The organism is Rhizobium oryzihabitans, assembly GCF_010669145.1.
Lineage (GTDB): Bacteria > Pseudomonadota > Alphaproteobacteria > Rhizobiales > Rhizobiaceae > Agrobacterium > Agrobacterium oryzihabitans.
Window position 1 is genome coordinate 1,404,214 of the sequence record NZ_CP048632.1, and the last position, 18,443, is coordinate 1,422,656.

General features: G+C 59.2%; 20 protein-coding genes. 6 read left to right on the forward strand and 14 right to left on the reverse strand.

Features of this window, described 5'->3' with window-relative positions:
- The first annotated feature begins 272 nt into the window (after positions 1–272).
- Positions 273–926, forward strand: a complete 654-nt coding sequence (locus G3A56_RS07480) for a ribonuclease HII (RefSeq protein ID WP_082183814.1) — start codon at positions 273–275, stop codon at positions 924–926.
- 170 nt (positions 927–1,096) lie between these two features.
- On the opposite strand, the gene G3A56_RS07485 is transcribed toward G3A56_RS07480, so the two are convergent.
- The 7 genes from G3A56_RS07485 to G3A56_RS07515 all read right to left on the reverse strand — a co-directional run bounded on the left by G3A56_RS07485 (position 1,097) and on the right by G3A56_RS07515 (position 6,532).
- A complete protein-coding gene (locus G3A56_RS07485; RefSeq protein ID WP_082183813.1) occupies positions 1,097–2,080 on the reverse strand; it encodes a phosphotransferase enzyme family protein in 984 nt (327 codons plus the stop codon).
- Between the two features lie 331 nt (positions 2,081–2,411).
- On the reverse strand, positions 2,412–2,897 hold the full coding sequence (locus G3A56_RS07490) for a F0F1 ATP synthase subunit B (RefSeq protein WP_003494149.1): 486 nt from the start codon (positions 2,895–2,897) through the stop codon (positions 2,412–2,414).
- 1 nt (position 2,898) lies between these two features.
- Positions 2,899–3,540: a F0F1 ATP synthase subunit B gene (locus G3A56_RS07495; protein ID WP_082183812.1), complete on the reverse strand. Its 642-nt coding sequence runs from the start codon at positions 3,538–3,540 to the stop codon at positions 2,899–2,901.
- 81 nt (positions 3,541–3,621) lie between these two features.
- Positions 3,622–3,849, reverse strand: a complete 228-nt coding sequence (locus G3A56_RS07500; RefSeq protein ID WP_003494147.1) for a F0F1 ATP synthase subunit C — start codon at positions 3,847–3,849, stop codon at positions 3,622–3,624.
- A gap of 72 nt (positions 3,850–3,921) precedes the next feature.
- Positions 3,922–4,671: a F0F1 ATP synthase subunit A gene (locus G3A56_RS07505; protein WP_003494138.1), complete on the reverse strand. Its 750-nt coding sequence runs from the start codon at positions 4,669–4,671 to the stop codon at positions 3,922–3,924.
- A gap of 61 nt (positions 4,672–4,732) precedes the next feature.
- Entirely contained in the window at positions 4,733–5,098 is a 366-nt protein-coding gene (locus G3A56_RS07510) for an AtpZ/AtpI family protein (protein ID WP_082183810.1), read from the reverse strand.
- Between the two features lie 270 nt (positions 5,099–5,368).
- The gene (locus tag G3A56_RS07515) at positions 5,369–6,532 is read right to left on the reverse strand and encodes a cell wall hydrolase (RefSeq protein WP_164056232.1); all 1,164 of its coding nucleotides are present in this window, start codon (positions 6,530–6,532) and stop codon (positions 5,369–5,371) included.
- Between the two features lie 227 nt (positions 6,533–6,759).
- Between G3A56_RS07515 and G3A56_RS07520 the strand changes: the two genes are divergently transcribed.
- Positions 6,760–7,326, forward strand: a complete 567-nt coding sequence (locus G3A56_RS07520) for a dihydrofolate reductase family protein (RefSeq protein WP_082183808.1) — start codon at positions 6,760–6,762, stop codon at positions 7,324–7,326.
- A 65-nt stretch (positions 7,327–7,391) separates the two neighbouring features.
- Here the strand turns inward: G3A56_RS07520 and G3A56_RS07525 are convergent, their stop codons facing one another.
- The 7 genes from G3A56_RS07525 to G3A56_RS07550 form a co-directional block, all read right to left on the reverse strand.
- On the reverse strand, positions 7,392–9,218 hold the full coding sequence (locus G3A56_RS07525) for a potassium transporter Kup (RefSeq protein ID WP_246231278.1): 1,827 nt from the start codon (positions 9,216–9,218) through the stop codon (positions 7,392–7,394).
- Positions 9,134–9,310 carry a hypothetical protein gene (locus G3A56_RS28775; protein ID WP_246231326.1) on the reverse strand — a complete coding sequence of 59 codons (177 nt, stop codon included), beginning with the start codon at positions 9,308–9,310 and terminating at the stop codon, positions 9,134–9,136. The genes G3A56_RS07525 and G3A56_RS28775 overlap by 85 nt, the downstream gene beginning before the upstream one ends.
- Positions 9,311–9,325: 15 nt before the next feature.
- Positions 9,326–10,303, reverse strand: coding sequence for a magnesium/cobalt transporter CorA (corA, locus tag G3A56_RS07530; protein ID WP_164056233.1), 978 nt, complete (start codon positions 10,301–10,303; stop codon positions 9,326–9,328).
- Between the two features lie 327 nt (positions 10,304–10,630).
- The gene (locus G3A56_RS07535) at positions 10,631–11,755 is read right to left on the reverse strand and encodes an Mrp/NBP35 family ATP-binding protein (RefSeq protein ID WP_082183803.1); all 1,125 of its coding nucleotides are present in this window, start codon (positions 11,753–11,755) and stop codon (positions 10,631–10,633) included.
- Positions 11,756–11,883: 128 nt separating this feature from the next.
- Positions 11,884–13,107, reverse strand: coding sequence for a CmpA/NrtA family ABC transporter substrate-binding protein (locus G3A56_RS07540; protein ID WP_035241673.1), 1,224 nt, complete (start codon positions 13,105–13,107; stop codon positions 11,884–11,886).
- A gap of 78 nt (positions 13,108–13,185) precedes the next feature.
- Positions 13,186–13,926, reverse strand: coding sequence for a helix-turn-helix transcriptional regulator (locus tag G3A56_RS07545; protein ID WP_003494120.1), 741 nt, complete (start codon positions 13,924–13,926; stop codon positions 13,186–13,188).
- Between the two features lie 184 nt (positions 13,927–14,110).
- A complete protein-coding gene (locus G3A56_RS07550) occupies positions 14,111–14,980 on the reverse strand; it encodes an IclR family transcriptional regulator (RefSeq protein ID WP_164056234.1) in 870 nt (289 codons plus the stop codon).
- A gap of 71 nt (positions 14,981–15,051) precedes the next feature.
- Between G3A56_RS07550 and G3A56_RS07555 the strand changes: the two genes are divergently transcribed.
- The 4 genes from G3A56_RS07555 to G3A56_RS07570 all read left to right on the forward strand — a co-directional run bounded on the left by G3A56_RS07555 (position 15,052) and on the right by G3A56_RS07570 (position 18,348).
- Positions 15,052–15,834 (forward strand): SDR family NAD(P)-dependent oxidoreductase, encoded by a 783-nt coding sequence (locus G3A56_RS07555; protein WP_082183801.1) that lies wholly within the window; start codon positions 15,052–15,054, stop codon positions 15,832–15,834.
- Positions 15,834–16,748: a 2-dehydro-3-deoxygalactonokinase gene (locus tag G3A56_RS07560; RefSeq protein WP_003494114.1), complete on the forward strand. Its 915-nt coding sequence runs from the start codon at positions 15,834–15,836 to the stop codon at positions 16,746–16,748. The genes G3A56_RS07555 and G3A56_RS07560 overlap by 1 nt, the downstream gene beginning before the upstream one ends.
- Positions 16,749–16,826: 78 nt before the next feature.
- Positions 16,827–17,456 (forward strand): 2-dehydro-3-deoxy-6-phosphogalactonate aldolase, encoded by a 630-nt coding sequence (locus G3A56_RS07565; protein ID WP_082183800.1) that lies wholly within the window; start codon positions 16,827–16,829, stop codon positions 17,454–17,456.
- A 4-nt stretch (positions 17,457–17,460) separates the two neighbouring features.
- A complete protein-coding gene (locus G3A56_RS07570) occupies positions 17,461–18,348 on the forward strand; it encodes an SMP-30/gluconolactonase/LRE family protein (protein ID WP_082183799.1) in 888 nt (295 codons plus the stop codon).
- The last annotated feature ends 95 nt before the right edge of the window (positions 18,349–18,443 follow it).

An 18,443-nucleotide genomic window follows, 5' to 3' on the forward strand; every position in this document is an offset into this window, starting at 1 on the left:
CAGACGGAATTCAGAACCATAGGAGCAACCTTCTTGTCTTGTTGCTCTCGACGAAATGCCCGGCGGGTTTTCCCTGGCCTGCCGGACATCACCCCCCGGAACCGCCGCCTCGCGTGCGATCATTTTTCCTCTGCCGCCCCGCTGGAGGATCAAAGGTCATGACGACCTCAGGGGCACGGTGAGCCACGCCCCTCGATCCCGGCTCACCGCGCCTGTCATCGCCCGCTTCCGGGGGCTTGCAGGAGATCGGGTGTGTGTGCAAGTTTCGCCGCATGAAACGCCGCACCGCACCCGATTCTCCTGCCCTCTTCGATCTTGCCGATGCCGGCCCGGATTTCTCTTTCGAACTGGAAGCGAGAAAGAAGGGCCTCTGGCCCGTGGCCGGTACGGATGAGGCAGGCCGTGGACCTCTGGCGGGACCGGTCGTCGCTGCGGCGGTCATTCTCGATCCGGACAATATCCCAAAGGGCCTCGACGATTCCAAGAAGCTGACGAAGACAAAGCGGGAGAGCCTGTTCAGGCTCATCATGGAAACCTCTGTCGTTTCCGTCGCCTCCTCCGGTCCCGGACTGATCGACAGCATGAACATCCTGCGCGCCAGCCTCGATGCCATGCGCCGCGCCGTGCTCGGCCTCGAAACCTCCCCCGCCCTCGTGCTGGCCGACGGCCGCGACAAGCCACCGGGCATCACCTGCGAGGCCAAGGCCGTCATCAAGGGCGATTCCCGCTCCCTCTCCATCGCCGCCGCCTCGATCATCGCCAAAGTAACCCGCGACCGGATGATGGAGCGGGCTGGCATCGTGCATTCGTCCTATGGTTTCGAAGGCCACGCGGGTTACGGCACGCCGGCTCATCTTCGCGCCATCGAGAGCCATGGACCCTGCCCGCTGCACCGGATGAGTTTCAGGCCGCTGAAGCAGGATTGATCGTGGCGACGGACGCAACTTGAAATTCAGATAAATTCGTTCGATCAGCGCCTTCGCAATACAAAATAGGTCAACACGGGCGAAACCGGGAAGCGGGTGCAAATCAGAACCTGACTTTGTCTGCGACAAAGAGCGGCCAATCTTTTCAGCTTGGTGCGCTGGCGTCAGCCTCAGAACAGACGATCGGAAAATCGATCGATCTCCCACTTGGTGAGAAAATTAACCTGCCGCGGGATCCATCCGACAGAATTGCTTCCCCATTCGTGGGTTCGGCTTGCGTGTTCACCCATAAGCCATAGGTGACGAACCGTCACAAACCTCAGCGCCGCTTCGAAGTCGTCAGGCGATATCGGCCGAATTGCCCGATACCCATCCACGAAGGCGTGCCAGACGGTAATCTGTTCCCGGCCAAAGGAGATTTGAGCCCAGAGGAAGACAGCGAGATCATAAGCGAGATATCCCGGGCCTCCATCATCAAAGTCGAAGAATACGGCTTCACCAGCCTCATTGATACGCGAATTGAAACCGTGGCAGTCTCCGTGACAATATGTCCAAGTCAGATTATCGGACGCCTCGATCGCCGTTGCTGCGCGCTTGGCGATGTCTTGAAGATCAACGAGAACCCGCGCATCATCCACAATTCCGCTGTCACGTATTCGCGCGAGAGGCCGATGCAACAAATGTTCGAGATCAAGTCGATATAGCGTTTCGCCAATGGGAAATGTCTCTGCCGCGTTGTGCACAAGAGCAAGGGTCTTTCCGTTAGCCCGGGCATCGCCAGTATCAGCGGCATGGACTTCACGCCCACCAAGCGCGTTAAAAAGCACGCCCTCGCGTACACCTTCCGGCGACTGGCCTCGAACGAAGAAAGTACCGTCACGTGTCGGAATTGGCCCGGCGACTGGAACTCCTGATTTAGAGAGATGGGACAGAAATGCAGTTTCGCTTTTGACGTCGGCTGCGCCACGGGCACGACGGTGGGAAAGCCGAAACACATAACGCTCGCTGTCGTTCACGGTAACGAGATAAACGTCATTAAATCCACGCTGAAGCAGCTTGCAGGAGACTGGTCGTTTTAGTTCGTAGTGCCGATTGATAAAATCTTCGATCGCTTCACTCTGTGGGGTAGAATACAGCGGATAAAAGTCGATCATTCGGCTATGTCCTGCGGAGCTTCATGAGGCTGTCTCAGCATCGCGACCAAGTCGCTTGCTCCGTAGAATAAGGAAATCTGCTGCTGCGGCAATAAGCGGACGCGCGATCGAATATTTAGGGTCGAGAGCCAAACCCTAACGCTTGCCAATACCCGCCCTTTTTTAACCTGCCCTCCACCCCGCAGGCTGACCGTTTGTATGAGTGGCCCATTAAGAGAACAGCATTTCGACAGGCCTGTCGGCACTGTATTTCCAAACAATCCCAGCGCCGAAAATAAAAAACCCCTCGCGGCGGAAGCCGGAGGGGTTTTGAACAATACCGAGATAAATCTCAGTTCAGCTTCGACTTCACGTCGCTGATCGTCGCAGCGAAAAGCTTGGCCTTTGCGGCGGCAGTGGTCTTTTCGGCAATGAGCTTCTCGGAAGCGGCAATGGCGATGTCCACGGCGGCGGCGCGAACGGCGCCGATGGCGTCTTCTTCGGCCTGCTTGATCTTCTGCTCCGAAAGGGCCGTGCGGCGGACGACGAATTCTTCCGTCTTCTGCTTGGCTTCGGCGGTCAGGGCGGCGGCTTCGCGTTCGGCAGCGGCAACGATGCCTGCTGCTTCCGCTTCCGCTTCCTTGCGCTTGCGCTGATATTCGGCCAGCAGGTGCTGGGCCTCTTCACGCAGGCGCTTGGCTTCGGCCAGCTCGTCCTGAATGTTCTGTGCGCGCTCGTCCAGAGACTTGGTGAGCATGCCCGGAACCTTGAGATAGGCGATCAGGACGAAGAAAAGGATAAGGCCGACGAGAGCGAAAAATGATGCATCAAACGCCATATCAGGCTCCCTTCACATTCGAAGCGGCGGCAATGGCGGCCTTGACGTCGGTGTCCTTGACCTTGGCGCCGACCAGCTGGTCGACAATCGCGGTCGCGGTTTCCTCGGCGATAGCGCCGACATCGGCAAAAGCCTGTTCCTTGATGCCCGCAATGCGCTTTTCGGCGGCGACGAGCTTTTCAGCAAGTCCGGCTTCGATCGCGGCGCGGTCGGCATCGGCCTTCGCCTTGGCGGCGTCACGTGCCGCGGAGCCGATCGAGCTTGCCTTGGCGCGGGCTGCCGCGAGTTCTTTTTCATAGGTTTCGACGGCAGCGTCAGCTTCGGTTTTCAGCCGTGCCGCTTCATCGAGATCCTGTGCGATGCGTCCATGACGGTTTTCGAGAATGCCGCCGACGCGAGGAACGATGACCTTCTGCATGAGCAGGTAGAAAAGGCCGAACGTGATCGCCAGCCACAGGACCTGCGATGCATAAGTAGACTGGTCGAACGGCGGGAAAACGCCGGAAGCACCGTGTTCAGCGCCGTGCGCTACACCGGTTTCCGTGTGCGTGGCTTCCGGTTGCGGCTGGCCGACAGCCGGAGTTTCCGTATGCGTTTCACCTACGGTCGGTGCTGACTGGGCATAAGCCTCGGTCACGAACATGCTCACCTCCAGGGGGACTGCAAATGCGAAGGATCACGGCACGCCATTAGCGCGAGCCGTGATCCAGACCTGATGCCGATATTAGACAGCGAACAGGAGAAGGAGAGCAACGAGCAGCGAGAAGATGCCCAGAGCTTCCGTAACGGCGAAGCCGAATACCAGACGGCCGAACTGGCTGTCGGCAGCAGAGGGGTTGCGCAGTGCGCCGGACAGGTAATCACCGAAGATACGGCCGAGTGCGAGGGACGTACCAGCCATGCCGAGGCATGCGAGACCTGCGCCGATGTACTTTGCTGCTTCCGCTTCCATGTGAGACTCCTTGAGATATAGGTTGTTGCGGCTGTTTTTGACGCCCGTTTCCGGGGTCAGCGACTTTACTTCTCAGTGACCACCATGCACGGCGTCGTTCAGGTACATGCAAGTCAGTACCGCGAAGACGTATGCCTGCAGGAAGGCAACGAGAAATTCGAGAGCGGTCATTGCGACCGTCATGATGAGAGGCAGGACAGCGCCGCCGATGCCGAGCGCGCCGAGCGCGCCCATGGAGGCGACGAAGCCTGCGAAAACCTTGAGCGTGATGTGGCCGGCCAACATGTTCGCGAAGAGACGAACGGAAAGGCTGATCGGACGCGACAGGAACGAGATCATTTCAATTGACGCGACAAGCGGCAAAAGCGCTTTCGGTACGCCCGAGGGGGCGAAGATGCCGAAGAAATGAAGACCGTGCTTGTAGAAACCGTAAACGACGACCGTGCCGATGACGAGGCAGGCGAGCGCGAAGGTGACGATGATCTGGCTGGTGACCGTGAAGAAATACGGGAACATGCCGAGAAGGTTTGCCGTCAGCACGAACATGAACAGCGAAAAGACGAAGGGGAAGAACACCATGCCCTTCTTGCCGGCGCCTTCGCGCAGCATGGAGGCGATGAATTCATAGGACATTTCAGCGACGGACTGCATGCGGGTCGGGATCAGACCGCGGTTCGACGTCGCGAAATAAAGGAAACCCGAAGCGGCAGCCACGGTCGCAACCATGAAAAGCGACGCATTGGTGAAGGAAAAATCGACGCCGCCAATTTCGATCGGAATGATCGGCTGCACCAAGAACTGATGGGTCGGATCGTTTGCCACCGGCTGCCCTCTTTACCTGTCGCCGCGACTGCGCGGCATCTCAACTGCAAGAAAAAACAGCTTAAACGCCGCCTTTTCCACCCTCGTCTCGTCTGTCCGCCTTTTCCAGCAGCGGCGACTTGGCCACCGCGCCGGTCGAGCGCAACACATTCAATACGCCTGCGCAGAAACCGAGAAGAAGAAGAACGATCATCCCCCACGGCGTCGTGCCGACAAAATAGTCCAGAAGATAACCCAGCATAGCGCCGACCACGATGGCCGAAATGAACTCCGATGAGAGCTTCACCGCCATCGCAAAACCTTTACGGTTTTCAGCAGCGTTGGTCTCCGCCCTCACTTCCGCCTCATCCTCCGCCTTCACCTTTGCCAGCTCGTCAGCAAGGCGCTTGCGGCGCTCGTCCAGACTATCGTCACGGTTGCCAGTCATCTTAAAATCCCACCCATTTTCTCCGTTCCAGCCATGCCAGAACCCTTTGGAGTTGTAAACGGTGACGGATTAAGCCTGTTCCAGCCCGCTCTGAAGTCGCGCGCAACATAGTTTTAGGGGCTTCTCTAGTCAAGGCACTGAGGGCGCTTGTTTCAGCACAAATTAATCATTGAAAAACAATGACTTGATGCCAAATCGCCGTTTGACGGCGATGTTTCGCGAGGGAATCGGCATTTTTGACACGGAAAATGCGACAAATTGGCGGTGTGATCAGCTCCAGCCGCCACCATAGGTACGGTAAAAGACGTGCAGGCCAATCCTGCCGACCTTCTTCATGGTCTTGCCCCAGGCGGGACGCACATAAACGGCATGATAATGGGTGGCGGAACCCACTTCCTTCAGCCAGATCTTGCCGGCGGTGGTGGCCATGGCCACTTCACGCGCCATTTTCCAGTGGCGTTCGGAATTCACGCGGTCCTTGATATTGTCGCAGGCGAAGGAAAACTGGCAGCGGTTGCGCCAGTCCTTGTTCTGGTAGACCACGCCGCAGATGGTTTTGGGATAAGCGGGGTTGCGGACGCGGTTGAGGATGACCTGCGCGACGGCCGCCTGCCCCTTCACCGATTCTCCGCGCGCCTCGAAATAGATGCCGGATGAGAGGCATTGCTGTTCGGCCGGCGAAAACACCTCGGCCGGCAGCGGGGTCGCAGCCCAGGCGTGGTCCTCCTCGCTGATCTGCGGCACGAAACGTCCAGCCTCGGGCTTCCTGAGAATGGCGTCGAAAGGAGACTCGCGGGCAAAATCCGGTGCGGCGGGCGCGTAAGCCGTGGCGAGAATGTCCGGGGTCCTGTTGGTGATGAGTTCCGCCAGCATCGGCGAGACGCTCTTGTCCGCCTTCTTTTCATCACGGCGGAAATAGAAAGAGGCGAGTTCGACATCCTTGCCGCGCTTCGGCTTGACGAAAGCGGTGCGGTCCTTGCGCTTCAGCGGCTCTATATCCAGCATGCTGGTGCGCTGCAGAACGGAACCGGCAGTGAAGGCCTTCGGCGGCTGCATGATTTCGGTTGCGACGATGCGGCCCTTCTTGGCGGCGCGGTTGACGCGGTCGCTGTCAGGTGTCGTCTCCTCACCCTTCTTGTTGGTCACGAAGGCCACCTTGCGGCCATCGGGCAGGGTCATGCCGCTGCCATGCAGCGCCGCCTCCCCTGCCGCATCGTTGAAAGTGAGCGAGGCGTTGTGAACGGAGCCGGCCGGAGAGGCTGTCAGCACCATGCGCCATTGCTCGCCGCCATTGTCCAGCCCGGCCAGCAGGGAGGCGAGATCAGCACGCGCAGCGAGGGAGGGAAAGACGAGCCAGGCGGCAAGGCCGAAGACGACCGGTGAGGCCCATCTGGACGTCCATGTCTGAAAGGACGCGGAGGACCGACGACGCATTACACTTTTCGAACGCAAAACCAGCACTCCGAACACCGACAACCAAATTTGCTACAGGTGTTCGAGAATCTCTTATTAACCTTGATGCTTGGTTAACGCCGCGCCCGGACGTGGCTTCACGTTAATGTGTAACCATCTTCCAGGGTGCGGGCTCACCAAAGCCGAGGCAGGCGTTTCAAGGGACGAGCCCGCGTGACTACGATATCGGAAGATTGTATGTTTGCGGCATGGGACTATTGACCTTCAGCATCAACGTGACCTTGGACGGCTGTGTCGACCACCAGGAAGGTATAGCCGACAACGAGACACACGCCTTCTTCACTCGGCTCATGGACGAGAGCGGGGCGATGTTGTGGGGCCGCGTCACCTACGAAATGATGGAAAGCTATTGGCCGGCAGTCGCCCGCGGCGAGGCGGAGGCATCTCCGCCGATGCGCGATTGGGCGATCAAGCTGAATGCCAAGCCGAAATACGTGGTGTCGTCAACGCGAACCGACTTCCTTTGGAACAATAGCCACCACATCGCCGGTGATCTGCGAACAGCCATACAGAATCTCAAGGATGCGACCCCGGCGGGCGTGCTCCTGGGCAGCGGCAAGCTTGCGGCTGCGCTGGATCGGCTGGATTTGATCGACGAGTACAAGTTCCTCGTTCACCCCAGGATCGCCGGCCACGGCCCCACTTTGTACGAGAACGGCTTGCCGGGCGCGCGACACCTCGAACTGATTTCTGTAAAACCGCTCCGCAACGGCGTTGTCGCCATGCATTACCGACGCTCCTTGACGAAGCCGTAGGGCAGATCTCCATAAGCTTCGACCAGATTTTCTCCGCGGTAGCCAACGAGCATGCGACCCAATGGTCAGACGACGACGTGGGAGCCCAGTTCCACCACGCGGTTGGCCGGAAGGCGGAAATAATCCGACGGGTCGGCTGCCGTTTCGGCGAGCGCGATGAACAGGCGGTTCTGCCAGCCCGGCATGCCCGACTTCGGATCCGGCACCAGCTTGCGACGGCCGAGATAAAACGAGGTGGACATGATGTCGAACTTGTAGCCGGTGCGCCTCAGGTAACCCAGCGCCTGGGTGACGTTCTGGGTTTCCATGAAGCCGAAATGCAGTTCGACCACCGCAAAGCGATCGCTCAGTTTCGTGAGAGTATAACGATCTTCCGGGCGGACGCGCGGCTGGTCCTCGGTGCGTATCGTCAGGATGACGTTCTTGTCGTGAAGGACGTGGTTATGCTTGAGATTGTGCAGCAATGCGGCCGGTGCGGCCTCCGGATCGCCAGTCAGGAAAATCGCGGTGCCGGGCACACGCACCGGCGCATGGGCGCTTTCCTTCTCGACCGAAGCGACGAAGGCCTTGAGCGGCACATCGCTGCGACGGGTCTTGGCGAAGAGGATTTTCGAGCCGCGCTGCCAGGTGGTCATGATGATGGTAAAGGCGATTGCCAGCATGACCGGCACGTAACCGCCATCGTGAATCTTGAGCAGGTTGGCGCCGAGGAACACCAGTTCCAGCAGCAAAAGCGGCGCCAGCACGGCAAGCGCCAGCCAGATGGACCATTGCCAGCGCTTGCGCACGAATTCGAAGAACATCAGGCTGGTGACGACCATCGCACCGGTGACCGAAATGCCATAGGCGGTGGCCAGCGCATCCGAACTCTTGAAGGTGAGCACGAGCGCGACCACGCCGAACAGCAGGATGGTGTTGACGGCGGGAAGGTAGATCTGCCCCGTATTCGTTTCCGAGGTGAAGAGGATTTCCATGCGCGGCAGGTAGCCGAGATGGATGGCCTGACGCACGAGCGAGAACGCGCCTGTTATGACCGCCTGGCTGGCGATGATGGTGGCGGCGGTGGCCAGAATGACGGCCGGCAGGATCGCCCATTGCGGGAACATCAGGTAAAACGGATTGGACATTGCCGCCGGATCCTTGAGAACCAGCGCGCCCTGACCGAGATAATTCAGCGTCAGTGCCGGGAACACCAGACAGAACCATGCCCACTGGATGGGACGGCGGCCGAAATGGCCAAGATCGGCATAAAGTGCTTCAGCGCCCGTGATCGTCAGGAAAACCGCGCCCAGCACGACGATGCCGTAAAAGCCTTCATTGGCCAGAAACTCGACCGCATGCCAGGGGTTGAACGCATAGAGAATGCCGAAATCATCGGCGATGTGAATGAGGCCGGCCACACCCATGACCAGGAACCAGACCGCGGTGATCGGTCCGAAGAATTTCGCCACCGTTCCCGTGCCGTGCGACTGGATCGCGAAGAGGCCGATGAGAATGCAGACGGAAATCGGTATAATAAAGTCATCCATCGCCGGAGTGACGAGTTTCAGACCCTCCACCGCCGAAAGCACCGAAAGTGCAGGCGTGATCATGGCATCGCCCAGGAAAAGGGCAGCGCCGATGAGGCCGAGCACGATGAGAATGCTGCGGTGGGTGCCGGCCGTCTTCATCAACAGCGCCAGAAGTGAGAGCGTGCCGCCTTCGCCGTCATTGTCGGCGCGCAGCAGAAGCGTGATATATTTGAACGTCACGATGATCGTCAAAGCCCAGATCATCAGCGATGTCAGGCCGATGACTTCCTCCCGCGTCACGCCATCATAGGCGATCGGCCGCAGGGCTTCGCGGAAGGCATAAAGAGGGCTGGTACCGATATCGCCATAAACAACACCGATGGAACCAAGGATCGCGGCATAAAGCCCTTGTTCTGATGTTTGTCGTCCGAATCCGGTTTCTCGGCAACGTCCTTGTCGACGATTTGAGACATGATGATCCTGGCTCCTCAGAGCCAGCCCTTCCAACGAAAAAAGAGAAACGGGATGATTGCGGACATCAGCATGACGACGAGCGCGAGTGGATAACCAAACGTCCAGTTCAACTCCGGCATGAGCTGAAAGTTCATTCCGTAAACCGAAGCCACCAGGGTCGGCGGCAAAAACACCACCGAGGCAATAGAGAAAATCTTGATGATGCCGTTCTGCTCGATGTTGATGATGCCGAGAGAAGCGTCGAGCAGGAACGTCAGATTGCCGGAAACGAAGGAGGCATGTTCGGTCAGCGACTGGATATCGCGCCCGATCGACTTGCCCTGCTCCCTCACCTCCTTGTCCTGCTGCACCTGCGTGCTTGTGTGCAGAAAACCCTGCACACGGGCAAGCGATGCGAGACTGTCGCGCACTTTTGAAATGAGGCGGTGATAGGCGGCGATATTCGTCAGGCGTTCCTCGAGATAGCGCGGTTGCTTGCGCTTGCTGCGCGCCTGGCTGCCGAGAATCTCGGCGGCGAGATTGTCGATGCCGGCCACCGAGTTTTCGAGGATTTCCGCCGTGCGGTCGACGATGGTTTCAAGCAGCTTCAAAAGCAGCACGGTGCCGCTGCGCATTTCATGCGGCGCGCGGGTGATGGCGGCGATGAAAAGGTTGAACGACTTCGGCTCGGCATAACGGATCGTCACGAGGCGTTTGCCGGCAAGAATGAAAGCGACGTCGGTCAGGCGCGGATCGTCGGAGTCCGCCTTCCACACCAGAGAAGCGGTCATGAAGACATTGCCGTCTTCCATGTAGAGGCGGCTGGAGGGCTCGATGTCCTTCAAATCCTCGCGGGTGGGCAGGTCAAGCCCCAGCAGCTTTTCCACATGATGCTCTTCAGCCCTGTCCGGATTGACGAGATCGATCCAGACGACGTCGTCGAGAATCTGTTCGGAGCCGTCGTCTGGCGACAGGCTGATCGCCTCGCAATTGGCGCGATAGGCTTTTATCAATCCGTTTCTCCGGTCCGCATCGCAGGCTTCAGCCGCAATGCTGCTTAACATATCCTGTTCAAGGTCGGCAAACCTTTGGACGACACTTCAGGGAACGCTGGAACGGGCGGGATTTTCACATCTCGCCAGCCCGACGGACCAAGAGCCAAACGGCGCAGGCGTATGCTCCCAAAGCGAGAAGCAATCAAGCAATATTTTTTCGCGACAGCCTTGCAGGCGAAGCATCTCTGGAGATTAAACCCGAAGACCCTCTCCGAATGCACCGATTAATCTACTGTATTTAAATGATATTCTTCCTATCCCACTATTGGGTCGGCTTGTTGAACGCTATTCGAAAACGATTTTCGGCGCCGGTTTTCTTTCGTCCGCGCCGATGCGTGCCCAGACTTTTTCCGCAATATCGCGGTAGATCGCAGCCTGCGGGCTGTCCGGTTCTGCGGCAACAACAGGCGTTCCGGCATCCGACATTTCACGGATGGAGATGGTGAGCGGCACCTCGCCGAGGAACGGTACGCCGATCCTCTCGGCCTCCGCCTTTGCGCCGCCATGGCCGAAAATATCGTAACGCGCTCCCGTATCCGGCGCGATGAAATAGCTCATATTCTCGATGACGCCGAGCAGCGGAACTTCCACCTTGCGGAACATGGTGATGCCCTTGCGCGCATCGATGAGCGCCAGATCCTGCGGCGTGGAAACGATGACCGCGCCGGCGAGCGGCACCTGCTGGGCGATGGTGAGCTGCGCATCACCCGTGCCGGGCGGCATGTCGAGCACCAGCACATCGAGCTCGCCCCATGCGACTTCGCGCAGCATCTGCATCAATGCGGACTGCACCATCGGCCCGCGCCAGATCATCGCCGCTTCCTCATCCACCAGGAAGCCCATGGACATGACCTTCAGCCCGTAATTCTCCATGGGAACGATGATGCGGTCTTCCTGCTGCTGCGGGCGACCGGAAATCTTAAGCAGCCTCGGCAGGGACGGACCGTAGATATCGGCGTCAAGCATGCCGACCCTGAGGCCGAGCGCCTGCAGACCGAGCGCCAGATTGACAGCAGTCGTCGACTTGCCGACCCCACCCTTGCCCGAGGCAACCGCTATGATGGCGCCGACGCCCGGGACCCCGACCTTGGAAGAGCGTGGCTGGGCGGCCGGGCGGCCGGGCGCGGCGGCGGGGCGCGGCGGCGGCTCTTTGCCCGGCTTTCGATCCGCGGTCAGCGCCACGACTGCGCCGACAATACCTTCAACACTATTGGCGGCCTTTTCCGCCGAAAGCCTCAACGGTTCCATATCGGCTGCCTTGTCGGCGGGAACGGTGATCGAGAAATAGGCTTTCGCGTCGGCAATGAAGATTTCAGAGACCATGCCGAGCGCCACGATGTTTTTATCGCTGCCGGGATAGATGACGGCCTCCAAAGCCTTCTCGACCTGGTTCTTGCTGACCTCTGCCATAATTTTACTCCGCTACATCATCCCGCCGGATAGGGGCTCAATTCCGCGCCATCCATAGACAAGCCAGAGCACTTAGCCAATGCTAAAGAAGATGGTGCGGACATTCGCGACGATTTAACACTCCGGTTTCAGATTTCGTCGTCCATATCGAGTGTTTCCGGGTCGAAAACGCGGCCATCGAAAAAACAATCTGGACCGAGCACGAGGCCGGTGCGCGAGGCACCGACATGCACCGGCTCCCTAAGCGTGCCTTCCAGCTTCAGGTTTGCGCCCGGCACGGGCACAAAAAGCGGCTTCATCGCCTTGCGGAAGATATCCGGCCGGTAGGCATTGCGCGCAGCCTCCACCACCACCGCGTCGAACCGGCGCTCGGCGGGAACCTCGCCCCAGCGCAACATCTGGCTGAAGAACCACAGGGCCTGACTCTGCCAGGGGAAATTGGCGGCCTTGGCACTCGTCACGAAAAATTCCGGATAGCGCTGCATGTCCCTCGGAGACGTGGAAATATATCCCGTCAGCGCCGGAAGCAGGAATTCGCCGTTTTCGTCAATATAATGGGGAGCGGCGAGAATGCCGGTGAGTTCTTCTATATTGGCGGGATTCGCGCACCATTCGCCGGCACGGTAAAGTGCGCGCAGCAGCCCTTCCAGCAGGGTGGCGTTCGCCTCCGCCCAGGGCCGCTTCGTGGCCAGCATCTTTTCCGGGGCATTGTGCCAGATCAGTGCTCCGGTGGTGACGATCCGCCCGGTACCACCCAGAACCACGGCGCTGCCCGCCGGCTCGGCGGTACAGAGCGCGTCGACCTTGCCGCTTTCCAGAAGTGCCGGCATCGCCTTCGGCAGGGCTTCGACAATTTCCATATCCCGCCCGAGCAGCACGCCACAGCTTCCGAGCAGATATCGCAGGGCATAAAACGGTGTGGAGACGATATCCTCGACCGCGAATACAGGCGGGTTCCCGCCCGCGGCCCGGCGCGCGGCGCAGACACGGGCCATGGCTCGCCCGAAGGCCGCCGGATCCGGCAGCTTCAAACCTTCACGGTAAAGCTCGTCGTAAAATCCATGAGAAACGGTCGTTGCCGATCCGCCAAGGGAGAGTGTGAAGACACCGATGATATCGGCGGGCAGATCATCGAGGCCAACAGCGGAACCGACCGGAAGCGGCGCGGGCAGATGCGCGATCTGAACGTCATTCTCGTCAAGTGCGGCAAGCACGGCGCGCGCGGACTGCTTTCGGACGAGTTCCAGTTCTATGCCTTCATCGGCAGCAAAGCCTTTCTCGGCAGCGGCTACCAGCACGGCGCAGTCGACAGTCGGAGAAAATCCCGCTTTTACCTTATGCCGTTCCGGCAAACGATTTCTCCTTTCCGGTGATTCGAAAGAAGGATCGCCCAGGAACCCGTTTATCACAATGATAAAATTGCGATTTCGCTATTTAATCAGGCCGACGCGCAGAGCCTTGGCAACCGCCTGGGTGCGGTTGACCGTGTCGAGTTTTTTCGTCGCGCGGTTCAGGTAATGATTGATGGTATGCTCAGACAGCATCATGATTTCAGCGATTTCGGCGCTGGTCTTGCCGGCCGCCGTCCAGTTCAGACAGTCTATTTCCCGCTCGCTCAATGTTTCGGGCACGCGCAGGTCCAGTCGGCGGATTTCAGATAGCCGGGCAAAGATATGGCTGGAAATATAGAAAAGCTCCGCCAGCTGGCTGAGCGGCAGAACCGTCTTATTGCCGGAGAACGACACTGCGCCCCTCGTCGTGGTGATGTCGTGAACGGGAAACCAAACCGAATTGATCATTTCGAACCGCTCGAAGAGACCGATTACCGATTTCCTGGCGATATGTTCGTCACCCTTGGCCAGAAAATCCATGGAAACGGAAAAGGGTGCGGTCGATTTTTTCAACTGCGCCATCACCCGGCTGTTCTGCAGCATGCCCTCTTCATCGTAACGCTGCAAAAGTTCGGCCGGCCAGCTGGTGATGATGGTATATTGCGACAGCTCGCTCGCCATTTCGGACGACAGGTCGAGTACCATGAAGGCCTTGAATTCCCATGCCTCCGTCAACCGTTTCAAAAAACGGAATATGTCGAATTGCGTGTTCAGATCGGCGATCTCGCGAACGCAATCCACACCAATCGACTGAACGGCGGCCGTCTCTGTTTTCTGCATGAAAGCTGTTCTTCGAGAATGAGAAAATGCCGCCGCAAAGACCCCCTTTGCCCGGAATTGCGGATGTTACTCACCAAATCGATTCATGCAAACAAAAGTTGAAAACTTAATTCAGAATAATCGAAAATACGATTTCACTTTCACAAACCCGTTCTCTGCCAGCGTTTCTCTAGCCCTGCTTTATTCAACCGCCCGCAACCGGGGATAATTTGAAAGCAAGTTCCGCCGCAATTTTATCCGCGGTTTCGCGCACCAGCGGTCCCCATTTGCGAAGCTGTTCCAGATCAACGCGATAGGCGGGACCGGTGACGGAAATCGCCGCATAAAAATTGCGCCCGGGCGCCCGCACCGGCGCTGCGACACAATGGATTCCGATCTCATGCTCCTGCAGGTCGAAGCCATAACCGTTTTTACGGATAGCCGAGACATCCTCAATCAACGCCTCCGGGGTTATGAGCGTGTTTTGCGTGAAGCGGTGAAAGTCCAGCCCTGCGGCGACCCCCGCCAGATCCTTGATGGCAAGCAGCGAAAGCGCGGCCTTGCCCACCCCCGTGCAATAGGCCGGCGAGGTTTTGCCGACCTGCGAATGCATGCGCAGACTTTGCTTGCCCTCCATCTTGTCGAGGTAGGTGACCTGGCCGCCGTTCAGAACGGCGAGATGCACGGATTCCTGCGTCGCTTCCTGCAGCGCTGCCAGGTGGGGGGCGGCAATGCTGCGCAGATCGTTGCCGCTCCAGGCTTTCGCCGCCAGTTGCAGCAGCCTCAAACCCACGGCATAGGTCTGGTCGGCGGCATGGTCGATCAGACCTTCGGCGACGAGATGGGAGAGCTGGCGATGAACGGTGCCGCGCGGCTGGCCGCAAGCCTCAACCACATCAGTAAAGCGCATCGGTTTCTCGGCAAAGGCAATGAGTTCCAGAAGCGAGACGGCCTTTCCGAGCGTGCCGGTCACGGTTTCCGTTTTTCGCGCGCGGCCCGGAACGGCGTCATGCTTTTGATCATCGGGCTTTTTAAGATCAGGCATGGCAACATCCACCGTCATCTGCCTTGACATAAGCGTGACGCCAAGAGAATAATTCCATTTAGTAAAATCTAGTTCCATATATTGGAACAATCAAGCCCTCAATGGATGAGACGATGCCGATGACGCAAGCCCATTTCCATGACCTTAAGGACGCGGGCGTGCTCGTCACCGGCGGCGGCTCCGGCATCGGCGCATCGCTGGTGGAAGCCTTTGCCATGCAGGGGGCGAAGGTCGCCTTCATCGACATTGCGGAAGAGCCGAGCCTCGCGCTTGTCCGGCGGCTGTCGGCCACCGCGCCTCACCCGGTGCATTTCTTCAAGACCGACCTCAGCGACATTCCTGCAATCGGAAGGACAGTGGAGGCGGCGGCATTCGCCACCGGCGGCCTCAAGGTGCTGGTCAACAACGCCGCATGGGACGACCGCCACGACATCGACACCGTGACGGAAGCCTATTGGGATGCCAATCAGGCCGTCAATTTGAAGCAGATGTTCTTCACCATTCAGGCGGCGCTTCCCCATTTGAGAAAAGCGAAGGATGCGTCCATCGTCAATTTCTCCTCGATCTCGTTTCTACTCAACATGGGCGATCTTCCCTCTTATGCGGCGGCCAAGGCCGGGATTATCGGCCTGACGAAAAGTCTTGCCGGCCGGCTGGGGCCGGAAAACATCCGCGTCAACGCGCTTTTGCCGGGCATGATCGTGACGGAGCGGCAGAAGGAACTATGGCTGACGGATGACGGGATTGCCGCGACCACGGCGCGGCAATGTCTCAAGCGCACGCTTGTCGCCGCCGATCTGGCGGGGCCGTGCCTGTTTCTCGCATCATCGGCATCGAGCGCCATCACGGCGCAATCCATAATCGTAGACGGAGGCCTGTTATAATGTCTGAACCCGCTTTTATCGCCGTTGACTGGGGCACGACCAGCTTCCGGCTCTGGCTCCTCAGCCGATCAGGCGCGGTGCTGGCCGAACGACGCAGCGCGGAAGGCATGACGACAGCCATGCGCACCGGCTTTGCCGAGGTGCTGCAATCCCATCTCGATGCCATCGGCGCGCCGGACAACCTGCCGGTTCTCGTCTGCGGCATGGCGGGGGCGCGGCAGGGCTGGGTCGAGGCTGGCTATATCGACGTGCCGGCATCGCTTTCCGCGGTTCTTGACGGTGCAGTTCGTGTGCCGGGTCAGGCGCGGGATGTGCGCATTCTGCCGGGTCTGGCGCAGCGGGATAAAAACGCGCCCGATGTGATGCGCGGCGAGGAAACGCAATTGCTCGGCGCGCTCGCTTCCGCCGATGCCGGCGAAAAGCTGGTCTGCATGCCCGGCACGCATTCCAAATGGGTGACGGTCAAGGGCGGCGACGTTACCGGCTTTGCCACGTTCATGACCGGCGAACTCTTCGAGGTCATCTCCAAGCAGACGATCCTTTCCCATGCGGTGGCCGAGGCCGAAGCCTTTAATGGCGAACACGAGGCCTTCAAGGCGGCCGTGCGCGACATCTACGCCAATCCGCAGCTGGCGACCAACCGCCTGTTCACCCTGCGCTCCGGGCAGTTGCTGCATGGCCTTGCCGCAACCGACGCCAAGGCCAAGCTTTCCGGCATCATGATCGGGCTGGAAATCGCCGGCGCGCATTCCACCGCAAGGCGGGATACGCCGGTGGTGCTGATCGGCTCCGGCGCACTTGGCGCGCTTTACGAGGGTGCATTCGCAGCCCTGGACATTCAATATACGGTCATCGATGCAGATGAGGCCGTGCGGCGCGGATTGCTGGCCGCTGCAAATGCCATCTGGGCCTAAATAATATAGTGTGAGCGGAATTTCTCGCGAAAACCGCTCGCACTTGTCGCCATTCCGCTTCAGGACGAAAGAACCACCATGCGTATCCCCTTCCCTTCCATAAAATATCCGCTGATCGCCATTCTGCGCGGTCTGAAACCCGAGGAAACCGAAGGCGTCGTCGGCGCGCTGATCGAGACCGGCTTCCGCGCCATCGAAATCCCGCTTAATTCACCCGATCCGTTCCGTTCGATCGAGATCGCCGCGAAGATGGCGCCCGCCGATTGCCTGATCGGCGCGGGCACCGTGCTCAGTGTGGAAGACGTGGAATCGCTTGATGCGGCCGGCGGCAAGCTGATGGTCAGCCCGAACGCCGATGCCGACGTGATTGTCGCCGCGCGCGTCAAGGGCATGGTGACGATGCCGGGCGTTCTCACCCCCACCGAGGCGCTGGTTGCCGCAAAGGCCGGAGCGACGGGACTGAAGTTCTTCCCCGCCAGCATCATCGGCCCCGCCGGTATCAATGCCATCAGGACAATCCTGCCGAAGGATCTGGTTATCGCCGCCGTCGGTGGCGTGTCGGACAAGAATTTCAGCGAATATACAAAGGCTGGCATCCTTGCCTTCGGGCTTGGAACAAGCCTCTACAAGCCCGGCATGACGGCGGCGGAGGTTCGGGAACGTGCCACCGTCACGCTTTCTGCCTATGATGCCGCAACCGGAGGATAAGAGCTTGGCAACCGTTTTTCCCTTTGCCGGACAGGTTCTGGACGAGACGCCGATGACGCTTGGCGAAGGCCCGACCTTTGACGCCGCGACCGGCACCGCCTGGTGGTTCAATATTGTCGAACGGGAGCTGCATGAGCTGCATTTCGCTTCCGGCCGCAAAACTGTCTATGCCCTGCCTTTCATGGGTAGCGCATTGGCCAAGATCAGCGACAGCAAGCAATTGATCGCCTCCGATGACGGCCTTTTCCTGCGTGACACGGCGACCGGCGTGCTGACGCTGCATGCGGAACTGGAAAAGGACATGCCCGGCAACCGCTCCAATGATGGGCGCATGCATCCCTCGGGCGCGCTCTGGATCGGCACAATGGGCAGGAAGGCGGAAACCGGCGCGGGCAGCATCTACCACGTCGCCAAAGGCACCGTCACCAAGCTGTTTGCTGAAGTCAGCATTCCGAATTCCATCTGCTTTTCACCTGACGGCGCGACCGGATATTACGTCGACACCAAGGTGAATAAACTGATGAAGGTGCCTCTTGATGCCGAGACAGGCCTTCCCTCCGGTAAGGCCGAGGTGCTGGTCGATTCCGCCGGTATCGATGGCGGCATAGACGGATCGGTCTGCGATGCGGAAGGTCATATCTGGAACGCCCGCTGGGGCATGGGTGCGGTCGATCGTTACGATGCCAGTGGCAATCATATCGAACGCTATCTGGTGCCGGCGGGGCAGACCACCTGCCCGGCCTTCATTGGGCCCGATGCGTCCCGTCTTCTCGTCACATCCGCCCGCGAAAATCTCGACGACGACGCCATTGCTGCCAACCCGCAGCACGGAAAGACATTCGAGCTTGGGATTGAGGTGAAAGGCCGGTTCGAGCCGCTTTACCGGTTGTGAGGCGTAGCACGCTCCGCCCTCCCCTCATTCCTGTGCTTGTCACAGGAATCTAGCCAGCCCAAGTCCTTGGGCTGAGAGGAGTCGTTTCGCCGCGC

Coding starts and splice junctions, on each gene's coding strand:
- G3A56_RS07565 (WP_082183800.1), top strand. CDS start 16,827: ATGCGTATCCCCTTCCCTTCCATAAAATATCCGCTGATCGCCATTCTG.
- G3A56_RS07560 (WP_003494114.1), top strand. CDS start 15,834: ATGTCTGAACCCGCTTTTATCGCCGTTGACTGGGGCACGACCAGCTTC.
- G3A56_RS07545 (WP_003494120.1), bottom strand. CDS start 13,926: ATGCAGAAAACAGAGACGGCCGCCGTTCAGTCGATTGGTGTGGATTGC.
- G3A56_RS28775 (WP_246231326.1), bottom strand. CDS start 9,310: ATGTCTCAAATCGTCGACAAGGACGTTGCCGAGAAACCGGATTCGGAC.
- G3A56_RS07555 (WP_082183801.1), top strand. CDS start 15,052: ATGGATGAGACGATGCCGATGACGCAAGCCCATTTCCATGACCTTAAG.
- G3A56_RS07480 (WP_082183814.1), top strand. CDS start 273: ATGAAACGCCGCACCGCACCCGATTCTCCTGCCCTCTTCGATCTTGCC.
- G3A56_RS07500 (WP_003494147.1), bottom strand. CDS start 3,849: ATGGAAGCGGAAGCAGCAAAGTACATCGGCGCAGGTCTCGCATGCCTC.
- G3A56_RS07515 (WP_164056232.1), bottom strand. CDS start 6,532: ATGCGTCGTCGGTCCTCCGCGTCCTTTCAGACATGGACGTCCAGATGG.
- G3A56_RS07490 (WP_003494149.1), bottom strand. CDS start 2,897: ATGGCGTTTGATGCATCATTTTTCGCTCTCGTCGGCCTTATCCTTTTC.
- G3A56_RS07535 (WP_082183803.1), bottom strand. CDS start 11,755: ATGGCAGAGGTCAGCAAGAACCAGGTCGAGAAGGCTTTGGAGGCCGTC.
- G3A56_RS07550 (WP_164056234.1), bottom strand. CDS start 14,980: ATGTCAAGGCAGATGACGGTGGATGTTGCCATGCCTGATCTTAAAAAG.
- G3A56_RS07520 (WP_082183808.1), top strand. CDS start 6,760: ATGGGACTATTGACCTTCAGCATCAACGTGACCTTGGACGGCTGTGTC.
- G3A56_RS07510 (WP_082183810.1), bottom strand. CDS start 5,098: ATGACTGGCAACCGTGACGATAGTCTGGACGAGCGCCGCAAGCGCCTT.
- G3A56_RS07495 (WP_082183812.1), bottom strand. CDS start 3,540: ATGTTCGTGACCGAGGCTTATGCCCAGTCAGCACCGACCGTAGGTGAA.
- G3A56_RS07485 (WP_082183813.1), bottom strand. CDS start 2,080: ATGATCGACTTTTATCCGCTGTATTCTACCCCACAGAGTGAAGCGATC.